This window comes from Alteromonas sp. AWJ4_197, assembly GCF_056160285.1.
Map to the genome: position 1 here is coordinate 256187 of NZ_JBSWWW010000002.1, position 16212 is coordinate 272398.

General features: G+C 49.3%; 14 protein-coding genes. 6 read left to right on the top strand and 8 right to left on the bottom strand.

The genetic code is table 11. The features are described 5' to 3' along the window. The first annotated feature begins 15 nt into the window (after positions 1–15). The gene (locus tag ACXAGC_RS04555; RefSeq protein WP_474842787.1) at positions 16–2286 is read left to right on the top strand and encodes a hypothetical protein; all 2271 of its coding nucleotides are present in this window, start codon (positions 16–18) and stop codon (positions 2284–2286) included. Positions 2287–2439: 153 nt separating this feature from the next. After that, on the top strand, positions 2440–3345 hold the full coding sequence (locus ACXAGC_RS04560; RefSeq protein WP_474842789.1) for an alpha/beta fold hydrolase: 906 nt from the start codon (positions 2440–2442) through the stop codon (positions 3343–3345). A 69-nt stretch (positions 3346–3414) separates the two neighbouring features. Here the strand turns inward: ACXAGC_RS04560 and acuI are convergent, their stop codons facing one another. Continuing rightward, positions 3415–4395 carry an acrylyl-CoA reductase (NADPH) gene (acuI, locus tag ACXAGC_RS04565; RefSeq protein ID WP_474842791.1) on the bottom strand — a complete coding sequence of 327 codons (981 nt, stop codon included), beginning with the start codon at positions 4393–4395 and terminating at the stop codon, positions 3415–3417. A gap of 65 nt (positions 4396–4460) precedes the next feature. Further along, on the bottom strand, positions 4461–5090 hold the full coding sequence (gene acuR / locus ACXAGC_RS04570; protein ID WP_474842793.1) for an acrylate utilization transcriptional regulator AcuR: 630 nt from the start codon (positions 5088–5090) through the stop codon (positions 4461–4463). A gap of 111 nt (positions 5091–5201) precedes the next feature. Between acuR and ACXAGC_RS04575 the strand changes: the two genes are divergently transcribed. Together ACXAGC_RS04575 and ACXAGC_RS04580 are read left to right on the top strand one after the other, a co-directional pair. Beyond that, on the top strand, positions 5202–6098 hold the full coding sequence (locus tag ACXAGC_RS04575) for a DMT family transporter (protein ID WP_474842795.1): 897 nt from the start codon (positions 5202–5204) through the stop codon (positions 6096–6098). A gap of 1 nt (position 6099) precedes the next feature. Next, on the top strand, positions 6100–6453 hold the full coding sequence (locus tag ACXAGC_RS04580; protein ID WP_474842797.1) for a Fis family transcriptional regulator: 354 nt from the start codon (positions 6100–6102) through the stop codon (positions 6451–6453). A 25-nt stretch (positions 6454–6478) separates the two neighbouring features. Here ACXAGC_RS04580 and ACXAGC_RS04585 read toward each other — a convergent pair whose 3' ends face one another. The 4 genes from ACXAGC_RS04585 to ACXAGC_RS04600 form a co-directional block, all read right to left on the bottom strand. Beyond that, positions 6479–6646: an entericidin A/B family lipoprotein gene (locus ACXAGC_RS04585; RefSeq protein ID WP_303572942.1), complete on the bottom strand. Its 168-nt coding sequence runs from the start codon at positions 6644–6646 to the stop codon at positions 6479–6481. Positions 6647–6659: 13 nt separating this feature from the next. Further along, entirely contained in the window at positions 6660–7652 is a 993-nt protein-coding gene (locus tag ACXAGC_RS04590) for a mechanosensitive ion channel family protein (protein ID WP_474842799.1), read from the bottom strand. A gap of 364 nt (positions 7653–8016) precedes the next feature. After that, positions 8017–8832, bottom strand: a complete 816-nt coding sequence (locus tag ACXAGC_RS04595) for a mechanosensitive ion channel family protein (protein WP_474842801.1) — start codon at positions 8830–8832, stop codon at positions 8017–8019. 96 nt (positions 8833–8928) lie between these two features. Continuing rightward, a complete protein-coding gene (locus ACXAGC_RS04600; protein ID WP_474843453.1) occupies positions 8929–10551 on the bottom strand; it encodes a PAS domain-containing sensor histidine kinase in 1623 nt (540 codons plus the stop codon). 267 nt (positions 10552–10818) lie between these two features. Between ACXAGC_RS04600 and ACXAGC_RS04605 the strand changes: the two genes are divergently transcribed. Continuing rightward, the gene (locus tag ACXAGC_RS04605; protein ID WP_474842803.1) at positions 10819–11967 is read left to right on the top strand and encodes an AI-2E family transporter; all 1149 of its coding nucleotides are present in this window, start codon (positions 10819–10821) and stop codon (positions 11965–11967) included. A 9-nt stretch (positions 11968–11976) separates the two neighbouring features. Here ACXAGC_RS04605 and ACXAGC_RS04610 read toward each other — a convergent pair whose 3' ends face one another. Continuing rightward, positions 11977–13230 (bottom strand): DEAD/DEAH box helicase, encoded by a 1254-nt coding sequence (locus tag ACXAGC_RS04610; RefSeq protein WP_474842805.1) that lies wholly within the window; start codon positions 13228–13230, stop codon positions 11977–11979. Between the two features lie 56 nt (positions 13231–13286). Further along, positions 13287–15377, bottom strand: coding sequence for a UvrD-helicase domain-containing protein (locus ACXAGC_RS04615; protein WP_474843454.1), 2091 nt, complete (start codon positions 15375–15377; stop codon positions 13287–13289). A 128-nt stretch (positions 15378–15505) separates the two neighbouring features. On the opposite strand from ACXAGC_RS04615, the gene ACXAGC_RS04620 reads away from it, so the two are divergent. Further along, positions 15506–16150: an MBL fold metallo-hydrolase gene (locus ACXAGC_RS04620; protein ID WP_474842807.1), complete on the top strand. Its 645-nt coding sequence runs from the start codon at positions 15506–15508 to the stop codon at positions 16148–16150. The last annotated feature ends 62 nt before the right edge of the window (positions 16151–16212 follow it).

The following is a 16212-nucleotide window of genomic DNA, read 5'->3' on the forward strand; positions in this document are numbered from 1 at the left end:
TTTTAAGGATGATGCATGACAAGGTCACTCTCTTTAGTTGCGTTAAGTTTATCTCTGGCTGCCTGTGGCGGCGGAGGCTCAGACAGTTCAGATAATACCCCTTCCACACCCGCTCCCGCTTCTTATACTGTTGAGGTTACAACATCTGCAGGTGGCAGTGCGTCGGTAACCAGCCGCACGGTGACTGAAGGAAATACTCTGGCGATTACATTCACAGCTGACAGTGGTTACACGTTAACCGGCGTTGAAGGTTGCGATGGAACACTGGAAGGTAATACATATACGACAGGCGCGATTACTGCGGGCTGCACCGTAAATGGTGAGTTTGCCGCTGTTGATACCACCGTCAATATTACCAGTGCAACCATGACCGGCGGCATGATATATCCTGCCAGCTTAACTGCAGAGCAAGGCGATACTGTACAATTTACACTCGTTCCGGATGTCACCAATATGGTTGAAACGGTGTCAGGGTGTGACGGTGAACTAAAAGGTAATATTTACGCTTTCACCGCCTCAGCAAGTTGTGAAATTTCAGCCAGTTTTACTGCACAGTCAGATACCACAACCCGCAATAACACCGGCGCTCAGAAAACACTTGTATTGCCGGTAGCCTTTGCCGGCCGAGATGCGATAGATAATCTCTCTGTTGACGACCTGACCACGATGTTTATAAGTGGTGTTGCTTCCGTAAACCAGTATGTGGTGGACGCTTCTGAAGGTAGTGCCTGGCTTGAGCCTCATATCCTGCCCCACTACACGTTAACCAGTACCAACACGACATCAAACGGCAGCACCTCAGGCTTCACTTACACAGACGCAGAGGTATTAATTGGTGACGCTCAGCGTCAGGAGATTTACAGTTACATTGCTGCCAATGTGGAAGACTACACCAGCTATGACCGTCTTATCACAGTCATCAATGACAATCCGAACCAGCCTTACGTATGCTATGCGTCTTTAAATCACAGTGCAGAAATTGAAAGCTGGGATCACTATGTGGCTCACACGGCCAGTGCATGTGCCTCAAAGGCGACCTTTGTTCATCAACTCGGTCACACCTTCGGTATGCGCCATACAACAGCCAGCCAGTGCGAAAATCTGCCGGCAGAGACTTTTGCTTACCGCAGTACTGAAGATTGTGAAACTGACGGTGAAGCCAGTCCCTTCCCCATGGGAGAATTGTCTGATCATGATGCAACGTATACTGCGACCATGCGTAACCTGGCAGGATGGATTGATGACAGCCGTCAGGCTATTGTCACAACGCCGGCCAATGTGACATTGTCTCAGTCATCTTCCCCTGATGGTGGTGTTCAGTTAGTCCGCATACCCTATGCACTTGATGCCAATGGTGATGCGGTGTACGTGAATTTCGAGCTGAAAACCAGCACCGGACTGGATGCCAGCCTTTTCACTGCTAAAGGTGTTGAAGATAACTGGCAATTATTAGTATCTATTCCGCAAACCCGCACAACCTCCGCGGTGAGTAGTCCGTTAGATGCCTTATATTTGATGCCTGACGATGACGATGAAATTGGTATCAACGAGGATTATTTAGATACATTCCGTGGCATGTCTGTGCGTATAGCCGGTACACAGGGCAGTGGTGAAACATTGACTGTCGATCTGGACATTACACCACCTGTGATGTTACCTCAGCCTGCGCTGTCTGTCCTTACAGGCGACAGCACAGCAGAAACAACCACAGTGACGCTTAAAAATACTTCGGCATCCGCAATTTCCGGCATTACTGATAGTTTGGCAGGGTTAAACCCGTCTCACTTTACGGTGCAGTCTTCTACCTGCGCAGGCTCGTCACTGGCTGCGAATGCAAGCTGTCAGGTAGTCGTGGCGCGTACTTCTACCAGTCCGGCATTTGCCACTTTGAGGTTTGCCGGTAACGCTGATCAGGTACAACAAGCTGAAATTGAAGCCATTGCCATTAATGACCCCTATGACAGCGCTGCTGCACTAGAGTGGATGACACTGAGCGACTATCCCCGTATGTCATTGTTTGAAGCGGTGGCATTTTGCGAAGCACGTGAAGACAACGGCAACACAGACTGGCGCGTACCTTCCGCGGAAGAGTTAAATGCAGCCTTCACCGGTTCTGCAACACCGCCAGTTGATTTGACTTCTGCAACTTATGATCGTTATTTCTGGTCAAAATCAGTAGAAGCCGACTTATCTATGTCGACGCTGGCGGTCATCAACGACAGTTACAGTATGGCGAATTCTCCCCGCAGCGCCGTCAGGCACGTGGTGTGCACCCGCACACAGTAATGGAACTTTCATCTTTAGCAGAGGCCGGCGAATATGCCGGCCTTTTTTTGTGCTCTCAAAGATTGAAAGATGACTGCCTCAACTGGTTTGTCCAGTTGACCTTATCCAAAAGTAGTGGCATGCTTCGATAACAAATCATTAACGTTACGAGCTATGACAGCAAGCCAATCCCCTCTTTCTCAGGTATCCCTTTTTATTCCCGACGGTCATCATCAGTTGCATCTGCGTCACATCCATGCCATTCAGGACGGCGAGCCGGTACTGATGATCCACGGTGCCATTGAAAATGGGAAAATCTTCTATACCGAATCGGGAAAAGGACTGGGTTGTTTTCTGGCTGAACAGGGGTTTGATGTGTACGTTGCCGACATGCGTGGCCGCGGAAAAAGTACGCCTCCCATTGCTGAAGATCCAAACCATGATCAAAACGACCAGATAACCCGCGACATCCCTATGATGATTAACTTCATCGCACAACGTACCGGTAAAAAAGTACATGTGATTTGTCATTCCTGGGGCGGCGTGCTTACAGCGTCTGTACTGGCACGCTATCCTGAAATCACAGAAAAGGTACGCAGCCAGGTGTGCTTTGGCACAAAGCGTACAGTGAGCGCTAAGAACTTTGAGCGGTTGTTTAAGGTTGAGCTCGTATGGAAACGGTTTTCTCCCTTTATCGCAAAGCGCAAAGGCTATTTGCCCGGCAGGCAGTATAAAATAGGCTCGGATGACGAAACTTCCGGCTCATTGACGCAAAGCGTTCACTGGGTAAAACACACGCCCTGGACTGACTTAAAAGACGGTTTTGATTACGCGGCTGCCGCCACCAAAACGAACTGGCCACCTACCTGGCACATTGCTGCCATCAATGATTATGCACTCGGCCATCCGGTTGATATTCAGCGTTTCATTGCCGAAACCGGCGACACCAATGTGCTCTTCACCGTACTGGCGAAACAAAACGGTAACGCCATGGATTACGACCATATCAACATGCTTACCCATCCCGCTGCCAGAGAAGATCATTTCCCTGATGTGGTGGCGTGGCTGAAAAATCACTGAGCCGGTGCAGGCATTTAAAAAGGCGGGCGTGGTGCCCGCCAGTCTTTGCAATATAAATCCGATGGCAAGTTACTGGTTTACATCCACGACCACTCTGCCCCGCACGTTTCCTTTCAATAATTCTCCGGCAGTGCTGACCACATCAGAGAGTCCAATTTCTTCTGAAATTTCTGACAGCATATCATGGTTGATTAATACAGCCAGCCGCTCCCAGGCTTCAATCCGGTCTTCAAGGGGACGCATCACACTGTCGATGCCGGCAAGCGTAACACCGCGCAGAATAAAGGGGGCAACTGTCGCAGGAAAATCCATGCCCTGAGCCAGACCACAGGCTGCTACCACACCGCCATACTTCATTCCCGCACACACATTGGCAAGGGTATGACTGCCCACTGAATCAACCGCTCCGGCCCAGCGCTCTTTGCCTAACGGTTTGCCGGGTTCAGACAATGACTGACGGTCGATAATGTCACTGGCACCGAGTTTTTTAAGATAATCAGCCTCATTGGCCCGGCCCGTAGAGGCCACAACGGTGTAGCCCAGTTTTGCCAGTAATGCGATGGCAAAACTGCCGACTCCGCCATTGGCGCCGGTCACCAGTATGTCTCCTTTATCCGGTGTGACACCGTGTTTTTCCAGCGCCAGTACACATAGCATCGCCGTGTATCCGGCGGTGCCAATTGCCATCGCCTGTGCGGGGGAAAAGGCTTCCGGCAAAGGAATTAACCAGTCACTTTTCAAAACAGCTTTCTGTGCCAGACCACCACAGTGGGTCTCTCCCACGCCGAAACCATTGAGCAATACCTTGTCACCCGGTTTAAACCTTTCGGCGCTGCTGCTTTCCACCACGCCGGCCAGATCAATGCCAGGGACCATGGGGAAATGCCGGACTACCGGTGCTTTGCCGGTAATCGCCAGCGCATCTTTATAGTTCAGTGTGCTGTGTGAAACCGCCACCGACACATCACCTTCCGGTAATGTGCTCTCGTCGATGGTTTGTAATGACGCTTTGTACTGGTCGTCTTTTTCGATCAGAATACCTTTAAACATAGCTCCTCCGGTTGACTCGAATTAATATAGACCGATCGTCTATTAACACGTAAAAAATTTTTTCCTTACCGCAAACCATTCATAAAACACGTCAGATAGTTATCTAACGGGCGTGCAGATCGCTCCAGTTTCGCCCGGCTAACCGCCCCTTCCCAACCAGTCCAGAAATATTCGGCGGTGGCGGCACAGTTAGTTGTCGCCGGAATGTCACCGGATGCTTTAGCTTCTTCAAGACATACCGCCAGTTGATCCTGCCAGCTCTGAAAAATGTCAATCAGCCGGCTGCGGAAGCTTTCCGGTAGTCCGTCGACTTCCTGCCCCAGATTACCCACCAGACAACCCCGTTTGAAATCATGTTTTGCCATCCCCTCTTTGGCAGAATCAACAAAGGCAGCGATGCGCTCCAGAGCAGGCAAATTTGCATTAGTGAGGGCATTTTTCAGCTTACCGGCAAAATACTCCGCGTAGCTGTTTAGTACAGCATGACCGAAGGCCTCTTTGCTGGCGAAGTAGAAGTAAAACGAGCCTTTGGGCACGCCTGCTTTTTTTAAGATCGTATCGATGCCGGAAGCAGCAAAGCCGTTTTCCGTTAAATGCACGAGCCCGCTGCGGATGAGTTCCGCTCTGGTGTCTCTTGAACTGCCAGCCGCTTTCGGTGGTCGTCCGCGACGGGGTTTGGTAGTTGTATTTGTCATCACAAACATAATAGACCGATCGTCTATTAAATTACAACCTTTGCTTCACCGGTTGTTCAGTTACACTAACCACCGTTTTTACTTGTCGTATTTCAGTCAGGAATTTGTATCGTGTTTTACCTTAGTGCTGTAACAGTTCTCTGGGCGTTATCATTCAGTCTTATCGGGGTGTATCTTTCCGGTCATGTAGACAGCTACTTCGCCGTACTCACCCGCATCGTGCTGGCGGGGGCATTGTTTTTGCCATTTTTGCGCTTAGCCGGTTTACCACGTAAATTCATCGCCGGTCTTATCGTGACAGGCGCATTCCAGTTTGGTATTACCTACGTATGCCTTTACCGTTCCTTCGAATACCTGACAGTACCCGAAGTTCTGCTGTTCACAATCTTCACGCCACTGTATGTGTCTTTATTTAACGATATAATCGAACGGAGATTTTCCTTGCCCGGCCTGGTATGTACAGGTATTGCGGTAGCCGGAGCGGCGGTCATCCGTTATGACGAAATCAGCAATGACTACATTACCGGCTTTTTAATTCTGCAACTGGCGAACCTGACTTTTGCCACAGGTCAGGTGGGATACGCGCAGTTAATCCGTCATTTTAAGCCTGCTTCCCCGCCCTGGCGCAGCTTCGCCTTATTCTTCGCCGGTGCCCTGGTGGTGGTATTGCCTGCGTATTTACTGTTCGGGGATGCAGGTAAACTCCCTTCAACAACGGTTCAGTGGGGTGTCCTTGGCTGGCTGGGACTGGTGGCATCAGGACTCGGCTTTTATTTCTGGAACCTGGGAGCTGTAAAAGTAGACGGCGGTACGTTAGGCATCATGAACAATGCTCTGATCCCGGTAGGTTTAATCATTAATGTGCTTATCTGGAACCGGGATGCCGATCTTATCCGTCTGACTACCGGAGGGGGAATCATTGTCGCTTCTCTGTATATTAATCACCGCTGGAGCGCATTCTGGCAAAGAGATTACAACAACAAGCAATTTAAAAATTCGAAGAAATAATATGAAGAAAACCATCAGGAAGCTCGACAACAATGTGGTGAAAGCGCTGACAATGGCGTGTGAAACTATAAAAGAATGGGATACCGGATTTGAATGGCTGACTCACACCGCAAAATATGACAATTTTCCTGGCAGCCTGATGGTGACCTGCGTGTTCAGTTTAGACGCAGAAATAGAGCTTGTTACAGAACAGGACTATGACAAGAAGCTCAGACAGCTTATTCAGTCCCAACTTTTAAAAGCCGGTATTAAAGTGAAGGATATTCGCAGGCACGTTCGCCTCGACAGCGAAGAAAGCTGCCTGCGGCAAGACGGCGGCGACTGGCCAGCCCGTCTTGCCCGCTGGAGCTGTTAAAACTAATTACCCTCAAGCAGGTGAATTAGTTTTGTGCATCTTCAGAGGCTTCTTCCAGTTCTTCTCCCGCTGACTGAATATCCTGTCCCAATCCTTCTACGGTAGCACAGCCTGTCAGTAAGCTTCCCAGAAAGCCCGCCAGAATGGCAAAATATCTGGCCCGAATTGCTTTCGATAAATGTAGTGATTTCATATTTCTCTCCGGTTTAATCTTCTGCGGCCGCGTCGCTGGTATCAGCCCTGGCAGCACTCTCATTGGTTGGCTGGCTTACGCCACTCTCCTGCCCCTGACTTTTCTCAGAAAAGCCTGAGGAGCGCATCATCGTATCGAGCTTCTCACCACCTTTGGCACCGAAGTCCAGTGTACGAATAGGGAACGGGATCAGAATGTCAGCCTCATTCAGTGCACGCTGCACGGTGACAATCGCATCGTGTCTGACCTCCATGTAATCAGGTTCACCCGGATAGCGGATCCAGAACCACACCAGTAAGTTCACGCTGCTGTCACCGAATGACTCTGCATAAACGTTGGTTTCATCTTTATTGATGACGTAGTCTTTTTCGTTGATCGCATCCACAATCACTTCGCGGGCCTTTTGCGGATCGTCCGCATAGGAAATGCCTACCGGTACTTCAATCCGGCGGTGGCCCATCACGGAGTAATTGGTAAGAATATTTCTGAAAAGAATTTTGTTGGGGATGATTACCCGCTGCCCATAGAACGTGGTGACCAGCGTATTCCTAAGATTAATTTCTTCCACATTACCGAACACGCCATCAGCCTGAATGACATCTCCAATCTGAAAGGGTTTGCGGATCCCCATGGCGATACCGGCGATAAAGTTCTCAGTAATATCCTGAAAAGCAAAGCCAATAGCCAGCCCAACAATACCTGCACCGGCGAGCAAGGAAGTAACGGTGCCCTGCAGTCCGACAAAGTCCAGCGCGATGAATATTCCGGCACAGGCAATAAATGCCTTGGCGATGGATGTAAGTAAATCGGCAATCTGGCGGGACTCAAACGCCCTTCGCAATACATTATTGAGAACCTTACCGGCAACCTTAGCCAGCAAACCGAATGCAAAGGCAATAAAAAAAGCGACTACGATATTGGGGAGCAGCTTGATCCCCCCTTCCAGCCACACCTGCAGCTTTTCGTTAATTAATTCGTAGGCTTTATCGATTTGCGGAAATTCCATGTTTCTCCCGGGGTCTTGTTTATGCCATTTTACTTCAGTGCTTTTACGGGCATAAAACTTACAAATATCATTCCGGATAGAGGCTTCAAGGACAAATAACGAAAAACACAAAGCTAATCAGAAAGATAGAAACCTTCCCGACAGGATTTGTAAAAGATAATTCGATGACGAACAAAGAACGGGAAAGAAATAGATACCCGGGGTGTGAAAATGTCACACAGTAGTTTCAGGCAGATAACGCAGTACAGGTGTTATTCACTGCAAATTGATAAATGGTTTGGGCATTGACGCCGGAGAATAAAAGATTGGGATGAAAAAAAACGAACCTCGCGGTTCGTTTTGATAAAGAAAAAACAGGCGCTTTTTACAGCATTCTGACTTCCCGTTGCGGGAACGGGATCTCAACTTCAGCATGTTTCAGCGCATCATAGATGGCTTTATTCAGTGCATATTTGATTTCGAAGTGACGGGTAGTAAGTGCCCAGACACGGACACCAAAATTTATGCTGCTGTCACCGAAGTTGTCGACGCCGATTGCCGGCGCTTTCTCATCACTGATCCCTTCCACCGTTTTCACTGCCTGCTGCAGCACATCAATAACAGCATCCACATCACTGGAATAGGCAACACCGACTTCCAGTTCAATAAGCATCTGTTCGGCTGAGTTATGCAGAATTTCACCCACAATCAGTTTGTTAGGGATCTGAATATGTACGTTATCTTCGTCAATCAGAATGGTGTAAGGCAGCATGACTTTATCAACCACTCCGGAAACGCCTCTGACCTGAATAGTATCACCGAGAACAAAGGGCCGGGTGATGATGATGGTAAAGCCCGCAGCATAGTTTGCCAGCATGCCCTGAATCGCAAGGCCTGCACCAAGGCCAATGGCACCGACAGCAGCAATTAACGGTGTTACGCTGATTCCGATATTGCCCAGAGCAATGATAATCACCAGCGCCAGCACGAGAATCTTACAGGCCCCGCCGGTGAACCGGCTGAGGGTAATATCGATATTGCGGCCGGTCATCAGGTTCTCGACCATATCGCCTATCTTCGCCGCCATCCACCAGCCGACGAACAAAATAACCAGTGCGCCGAGGATCTGAAAACTGTATGTCACCGCGAACTCAATGAGGGTATCGTATATGGCCTGCGCCTGCTGTAATTCTTCTTCCATAACCGCTTATTATCTAAGTTTTTTATTGTCTTAAAGAATAAACAACAACGAAAAGTTTCACAACTTACAGCCCGTGCTTTTTAAAACGGTTGTGTATTAATTGAGGCGGGCCTTCACTTTAAACCTGATGATAAATTCAACGCCTTCATTCTCTGTGCTGTTACACGCAATTGAACCGCCCAGGGCGTTAGTCACAATATTGTAAGTAATATTCAGCCCCAGACCTGTGCCGCCATGCCCCCGGTTAGTGGTGAAAAACGGGTCGAAAATCCGGCTCAGATTTTCCTTACTGATCCCCTTGCCGTTATCCCGGTATTGCAGCAGATACATATCATCTTCCTGTTCACTGATTGCAATGGAGATATTACCTGACTCACGATCCTTAAAGCCGTGATTGACAGAGTTTACAATCAGATTGGTGATGACCTGTGAAAGCAGGCCGGGGTTAGTAATCACGTTCATGTCGTCGCGGCATTCGGTCGTCACAACCACGTTCGCCTTACGTAACACAGACCCCAGGCTGAACAGGATTTCATCCACGTACTGACTGAGGTTGACTTCGCGATCTTCTTCACTGGTTTGATCAACAGCCACCTGCTTAAAGCTGCGCACCAGCTGGGCCGTTCTGTCGATATTCTTCTTTATCATGCCGGCCAGTTCACTGGCGCTGTTGAGATAATCTTCAAAATCGTTTTCTGTCAGGTTTCCCTGTTCGTAACGGGCATGGATATCGCGGCACTCTTCCATCAGTTGGGTAATACCGGTAAGACCTATACCCACCGGCGTATTAATCTCATGAGCAACGCCGGCAACCAGCGACCCGAGGCTGGCCATTTTTTCTGACTCCACCAGCTTGCTTTGTGCCTGTTTCAGGCTTTCAATGGTTTCCGACAAACTGCGGTTTGTTGCATTCAGCGCTTCATTTCTGCTGATGATTTTTTCCTGCAGGGCTTTCTTTTCGGAAATATCGCGGGTGATAGCATAAATAGCCGGCCCGCCATTCAATTTAATTTCAATGACGATGATCTCAGTCCAGAAAAGTGAACCGTCCTCCCGCTGGTGCAGCCACTCCAGCGTTTTGTTGCCGTATCCGGCAACTTGTCTGGCATTGTCGGCTACCACATCCACAGAGCGGCGACCATCGCCTTGATACTCCGGTGAGAGGTCCATAGGCGTAAGGCCAAGTATCTTCTCTTTTGAGGTATAACCGAACATATCCAGCAGAGCTTTATTGCAATCAATAAACTTGTCATTAACCAACAGGCTCAGACCATCTTTGGAATCATTAAACAGCGTTTCAAAGGTATTTTTCTGCTCTGCCAGTTCCAGCTCCAGGGCTTTCTTTTCAGAAATATCCCGCCAGTTGGCATAAATCACATCCTCGCCGTTCATGACCATTTTGGTCAGAATGATTTCCACCCGCAGGGTATCGCCGCCCGCACGCTTTACAATCCATTCAAAGCGCACACTCCCCTCTTGCTGGCATTTGGCCACCAGTGTCTGCCCCTTCTTTACCGAAGACATGCCGTCGTATTGCGTTTCAGGGGAAAAATCTAAAGGGGTTTTACCGATAAAATCATCTCTTTGCTCAACACCTACCAGTGCCAGCATGGAATCATTGCAATCTACAAAGACTTCATTCTTAAAAATTGCCAGACCATCTTTTGAATTTCTGAAAACGGTTTCGAATCCGTTCTCACGATCGTTAACGTCATTCATCACGGCAATACCTGCAAAATAAAGCTCCGGCGCAGTAAAAATAAAGCTCTGGGCTGCAACAGAATTGAAATTACATATCGGTTAAAAATATTGTTTAAAGTTAGCAAAGAAACGGCAGTTTGCCACTGCCAGCCCCGGGTAATTCGTCTAATACCGCAGGTTTTACCATGTCGAATCATTTCATTGTCAGGTGAACCGAACGATTCCGTTAGCGTAATCATTGCATGACAATTTTGTAACAAAGTGGGCACAGGCCGGGACCGGATAATGGAAAGCAAGACAATAAAGAAAAGGACAATCAGCGACAGTCGTTCTGTTCCCTATTTACGTGAAGCAAGACAAACACGGTTGCTAAAAACCCTGCTAATGCTGGCGGTGATCTACACCCTGTATCTTGCCAAATCGCTGCTCATTCCTTTGTTCTTTTCCGCATTTATTGCGCTGCTGCTCAGCCCGCTGGTCCGCATTGGCAGAAAATTCTATGTTCCGCCGTCCCTGTCCGCCTCGGTACTCATGGTATTGCTGGTCGCGCCTTTCACCTTTTTGGGGTTAGAACTGGCAGAACCTGCCGGGCGGTGGATGCACTCGCTGCCTAAGATTGCCGGTGAAGTGGTTACAGAAATGGAAGAATTAAGCGACAGCCTCACTATCCAGGAGCCCGCTCCGCCTGCCGAAAAAGAAGAGAAATCCTTTTTTGACTGGTTCGGTGATGATGAAGAAGTTAAGCCGGAACAACCGCAGGAAAACATCGTTACCGGCAAACTGAAGCAAAGCGGCATGGAAGTCGCTATCACCATAATGAGTACAGCTCCCCTGCTGCTGGCACAAATTTTTGGCTGTATGATCCTTATCTTTTTCCTGCTGGTGTATGGCCCTGCGTTATTTAATGTGTTCATCCGCGACTTTCCGGTCGTCACCAACAAGCGCCGTGCGCTGGTTCTGGTAAACCACATACAGCGGGAACTGTCTGCTTACATAATAACGGTGAGTATGATCAACGGTCTGCTCGGCGTCGCCACAGCTATAGCCCTCACCTACATAGGCGTTGAAGATGCGATTTTATGGGGGTCTCTGGTGGCGCTGCTGAATTTCGTCCCTTATCTTGGCGGTCTGGTAAGTTGCAGCATATTGCTGGTTGCCGGCGTGGTGCAGTTCGGACTGGTTGCATCAGCACTGTTACCGGCGTTTGCTTTTATGTGCATTAATGTTGTGGAGTCTCAGCTTGTCACGCCTACCGTACTGGGAAGAAGTATGCGGTTGAATCCGCTTATCATCATTCTGTGGCTGTCAGTGGCCGGCTGGCTGTGGGGCGTTGTGGGTGTATTGCTTGCTGTGCCTATTTTGATGAGTTTTAAAATTATCCTCGAAAATATTGGCAGTCTGCCCCACTGGGTCAAGCTGATTGAGTCGAAATAGCCAGCCGGTTCATCGCCGGCGGCGGGGCTTGCCAGATTTACGCTTGCCTTTATTATCCTGACCCAAAGCTCTCGCTCTGAGGGCCTTTTTCGATAACGCCCGCTGGCTGCCGGTGGCGTCTTCCTGTCCCGACGGATCAGGCTCAAAACCCGGCTCCCACTGTAATACTGCGCTGTCGCCGGTGAGCTTTTCAATCTCTTCAAGCAGATACTTTTCTTTGCCACAAAGCAGCGATACGGCGATACCAGCCTGACCGGCACGTCCCGTGCGACCAATACGATGAATGTAGTCTTCAGCGTTATAAGGTAACTCATAGTTAATGACATACTGCAAAGACTGAATATCCAGCCCCCGGGCTGCAACATCTGTAGCTACCAGCGCCCGCACCTGTCCGGCTTTGAATGCATCAAGTCCCCGTTCTCTCGCGCCCTGAGACTTATCACCATGTACACCGGCGGCACTGATCCCGTCTTTTTCCAGCTCAGTGACCAGTTCGTCCACCGCCTGCTTTGTACGGGTAAATATAAGAACCTGCTGCCAGTTTTTAGCACCAATCATGTAGGCTATCAGGCCGGCTTTACGCTTTTTATCCACTTCGTAAAAGCGTTGCTCCACTTTATCTGCCGTGGCGTTGCGCGGCGCAACTTCAATCAGTTCAGGCGCGGTCAGCAGCGAGTCTTTCAGTGCATACACTTCATCATTAAATGTGGCAGAAAAGAACAGGGTCTGACGCTGTTCAGGCAAGCGCTTTAATATCCGCTTAATATCAGTAATAAAACCCATATCCAGCATGCGGTCGGCCTCATCAAGCACAAAGGTCTGCAGCGTGCTCAAATCAATCAGTTCTTTGATAGCCAGTTCCAGCAAGCGTCCCGGCGTTGCCACCAGCACATCGCACCCCGCACTCAAAGCTTCTATTTGCGGATTAATACTGACGCCGCCATAAGCGACTACGGTATTGATCCCCAGGCCATCACTGTATTTCACAAAGCTCTGATAAACCTGCTGGGCCAGTTCACGGGTAGGCGTGAGCACCAGCACACGAAGCGCTTTTTCACAGGTCTCCTGCTCCAGTAAACGCTGGATAAGCGGCAACGCAAAAGCAGCCGTTTTTCCCGTACCGGTTTGTGCACCTGCCATCACGTCCCGTCCAGCCAGCACATGAGGGATAGCCGCCTGTTGCACGGGTGTGGGAGTGTGGTAGCCCAGTGCATCGAGCACAGATAAAAGAGACGGATGAAGATCTGAATCGGAAAAACGCATTAAAGATACCGCTGAGTATAAACAGGAACCGGACTATTCTAACCCGGTTCGGTTGATTAATGTGAACGGGAATGTGCCTGCAACTCCGCAGATGCCACGCTGACGTTGTATTTCGGACTAAGCAGTTCAGTGACAAATTCTGACGGCGAAACGGGATCAGCAATGATGTAACACTTGTGCTTTGCGCGGGTGAGTCCCACATACATCAGCCGCCTTTCTTCGGCGTGGGGATAAGTATCAGACGAGGGCAACAGTGCTTCGATAAGCGCATCTTCCCTGGCAGCGCCCGGAAATCCGTTCTTGCCCCCGGAAAATCCAATCAGAATACAATGATCTGTTTCCAGCCCCTTAGATTTATGAAAACTCCAGAAATGCACATTGTTGTTCAGGTTTTGTTTGCTCAGTGCGTGTTTTGCTTCATCCAGCAGAAAGTTATAGCGGGCAATCACAGCCACTGTACTTGCAGGTTCATTGCTGCGGATTTTGCTGACGACTTCCGCTACGCGCTCGACTACCCCGTTTTCATTACCCGGTTTATCATCCAGCAGAAAGATCTGCGGCGTATTCGTTTTGGTATGCGTGTCGATGGACTTCCTGAACTGCTCCGGATTTTCCATGATAAATTGACCGGCGGTGTCAGCGATGCTGTTATTGTAGCGAAACGTTTTTTGCAGTTTGGTTTCGGTATAACTGCCGGCTACTTCCCCGAAGCGTGTAGTCAGTGAAAGCTTGCCGCCGGAGAACCGGTAAACAGACTGCCAGTCATCTCCCACCACTGTAAGCGATGTTGCCACACCGTTTGCCTTTGCTTTATCTACCAACGCTGTGATCAGCGCCATCCTTGACGCAGAAATATCCTGAAATTCATCTACCAGAATGTATTTCCAGCGCGGGATAAACGTCCCTTTTTCAACTAACTCTGTCGCCAGGGTGATCAAATCATCAAAATCGATGCAATCCTGCCGCTTAAGTTCGTTCACGTAGTCTTTATGAAGCACACAGAGTAAACCTGCAATTTTCCCTGCCGGTTTTATACCCGCCTCCGTCAGCCGTTTGCTGACACCTGATCTGTTTAATCCCTCTACCCGCATCGCCTGCAAAGCTTTAGTAAGCAGTTCTGTCGCGGCAGTTATCAGCACCTGCCCGCTAAGTTGCGTCTCCCGACCTTCCTGCACAGAAAGCATAGTAATTAAAAGCTGTTGGCGGGCAGCGTCTTCTGCGGTGTACTCATTCATCCATTGCGCTATCCACGTCTTTAATTTCGCGCTGTTTTCCGCAAATACACTGATATGTGTAGAACGACCGGCCTCCTGCAAAATCTGCCGGCCAAGCGCATGAAACGTCCCAATCTGCGGTTCAGTATCCAGTTTAATAGTGTGTTTCTGCGCTTTATCCAGCAAACGCGTTTTCAACTCCAGGGACGCAGTACGGTTATAGGCTAGCACCAGAATGTCCTGCGGCTTTGCCAGATCACGGTCAATCAAGTCCAGCGTTTTTGCCACCATGACCGAGGTCTTCCCTGTACCGGCAGCCGCCAGCACCATGTTTCTGTCGTTGGAACGCAGCACCGCCAGACGCTGTTCAGTGGTTAAGGGGTTCGACTCAACCGTATCAAAAAATCCACTGCGGGCTTTCAATTGCAATTGCTCGTGATACGACCGCAACTTTGCCATATCGAAGGGATACAGACTCAGAATATCTTCCACCGCAGCAACAGCATCTGCCGAAAGCATGGCTTGCCAGTCAGCCTGATAATTACTGTAATCTCTGTACAGGGAATCAATAAGTGAGCGCAGTGCTTCTTCCTGCGAGTCTTTAGGGTATTGCAGCTTTACGTTGTCATTAAATTCGGTAAAAACGGCTTGCAGATACACCTTTAAATGCCTGCGGATGATTTTATTCGCTGCTGCCTGTAACGCCTCCACATTTTCAGACTTAAGAAACCGGTAGCGAACTGTCGTCTTTGCACCTTCCAGTCGCAGTTCATCACCCAAAAACCGTTTCTTTACCTTAAATAACGTGCGGACTGAGGCCAACGGAAGATATCTGTCTTTTCTGCCGCGATGAGTAAAAACCAGGTTTTCGTTAGTGAGGGTGAGTGTAGGTTTACCAAATAATTTGCCGGCAAAATTAGGCCGGACAGCCATGTCTGACAACAACAACGTCCTTTCTTTTGTGCATCACAGTGCAGGAATGAAAACCGGTATTCTACACTATCTTCAGTTCTTGCTGTGCTGTTGCTAGAATGCGGGAAACACTTTTGCCGGGCCATCCTGTGAACATACGCGTTATTCCTGTTACTCCCTTTGCACAAAATTGCTCCCTCATCTGGGATCCTGACACCATGAAAGGGGCACTTGTCGATCCCGGTGGCGACAGCAGCAAACTGTACGATGCGGTAACGCAAAATGGTGTAACCATAGAAAAAGTTATCCTCACCCACGGACACCTTGACCACGTAGGCGCGACCACTGAAGTGGCATCCCATTACAATGTGCCCGTTATCGGCCCGCATACCGGCGATAAGTTCTGGCTCGACGGCCTGCCAATGCAGAGCCAGATGTTTGGCTTTCCGCCCGCCACACCATTTGCGCCGGACCAGTGGCTGAACGACAACGACACAATAACAGTGGGAAACCTTACACTTGAGGTGCTGCACTGTCCCGGCCATACACCCGGTCATGTGGCGCTGGTGGAAAGAACCACCAATACAGTCATTGTGGGCGATATCCTGTTCGCCGGTTCCATTGGCCGTACGGATTTTCCGCAGGGAAATCATCAGCAACTCATCGACAGTATCCGCAGCAAGCTGTTTACTCTGCCTGATGAAATGAAAGTGTATCCCGGCCACGGCCCGACCAGCACCATCGGGCATGAGCGTAAAACCAATCCCTTTGTGGCAGACAGTAAGTTTGGTTGATGTGATCGTCCCGCCGGCAAAACACATTTAGCGCAAACCGCGCTGGTAAGCCGTATTTCTGT

What these genes read in the sequence shown, in the direction of transcription:
- acuI (WP_474842791.1), bottom strand. Translation starts at nt 4,395, where the DNA reads ATGTTTAAAGGTATTCTGATCGAAAAAGACGACCAGTACAAAGCGTCA.
- ACXAGC_RS04600 (WP_474843453.1), bottom strand. Translation starts at nt 10,551, where the DNA reads ATGAATGACGTTAACGATCGTGAGAACGGATTCGAAACCGTTTTCAGA.
- acuR (WP_474842793.1), bottom strand. Translation starts at nt 5,090, where the DNA reads ATGACAAATACAACTACCAAACCCCGTCGCGGACGACCACCGAAAGCG.
- ACXAGC_RS04580 (WP_474842797.1), top strand. Translation starts at nt 6,100, where the DNA reads ATGAAGAAAACCATCAGGAAGCTCGACAACAATGTGGTGAAAGCGCTG.
- ACXAGC_RS04605 (WP_474842803.1), top strand. Translation starts at nt 10,819, where the DNA reads ATGGAAAGCAAGACAATAAAGAAAAGGACAATCAGCGACAGTCGTTCT.
- ACXAGC_RS04615 (WP_474843454.1), bottom strand. Translation starts at nt 15,377, where the DNA reads ATGGCTGTCCGGCCTAATTTTGCCGGCAAATTATTTGGTAAACCTACA.
- ACXAGC_RS04555 (WP_474842787.1), top strand. Translation starts at nt 16, where the DNA reads ATGACAAGGTCACTCTCTTTAGTTGCGTTAAGTTTATCTCTGGCTGCC.
- ACXAGC_RS04585 (WP_303572942.1), bottom strand. Translation starts at nt 6,646, where the DNA reads ATGAAATCACTACATTTATCGAAAGCAATTCGGGCCAGATATTTTGCC.
- ACXAGC_RS04560 (WP_474842789.1), top strand. Translation starts at nt 2,440, where the DNA reads ATGACAGCAAGCCAATCCCCTCTTTCTCAGGTATCCCTTTTTATTCCC.
- ACXAGC_RS04610 (WP_474842805.1), bottom strand. Translation starts at nt 13,230, where the DNA reads ATGCGTTTTTCCGATTCAGATCTTCATCCGTCTCTTTTATCTGTGCTC.
- ACXAGC_RS04590 (WP_474842799.1), bottom strand. Translation starts at nt 7,652, where the DNA reads ATGGAATTTCCGCAAATCGATAAAGCCTACGAATTAATTAACGAAAAG.
- ACXAGC_RS04595 (WP_474842801.1), bottom strand. Translation starts at nt 8,832, where the DNA reads ATGGAAGAAGAATTACAGCAGGCGCAGGCCATATACGATACCCTCATT.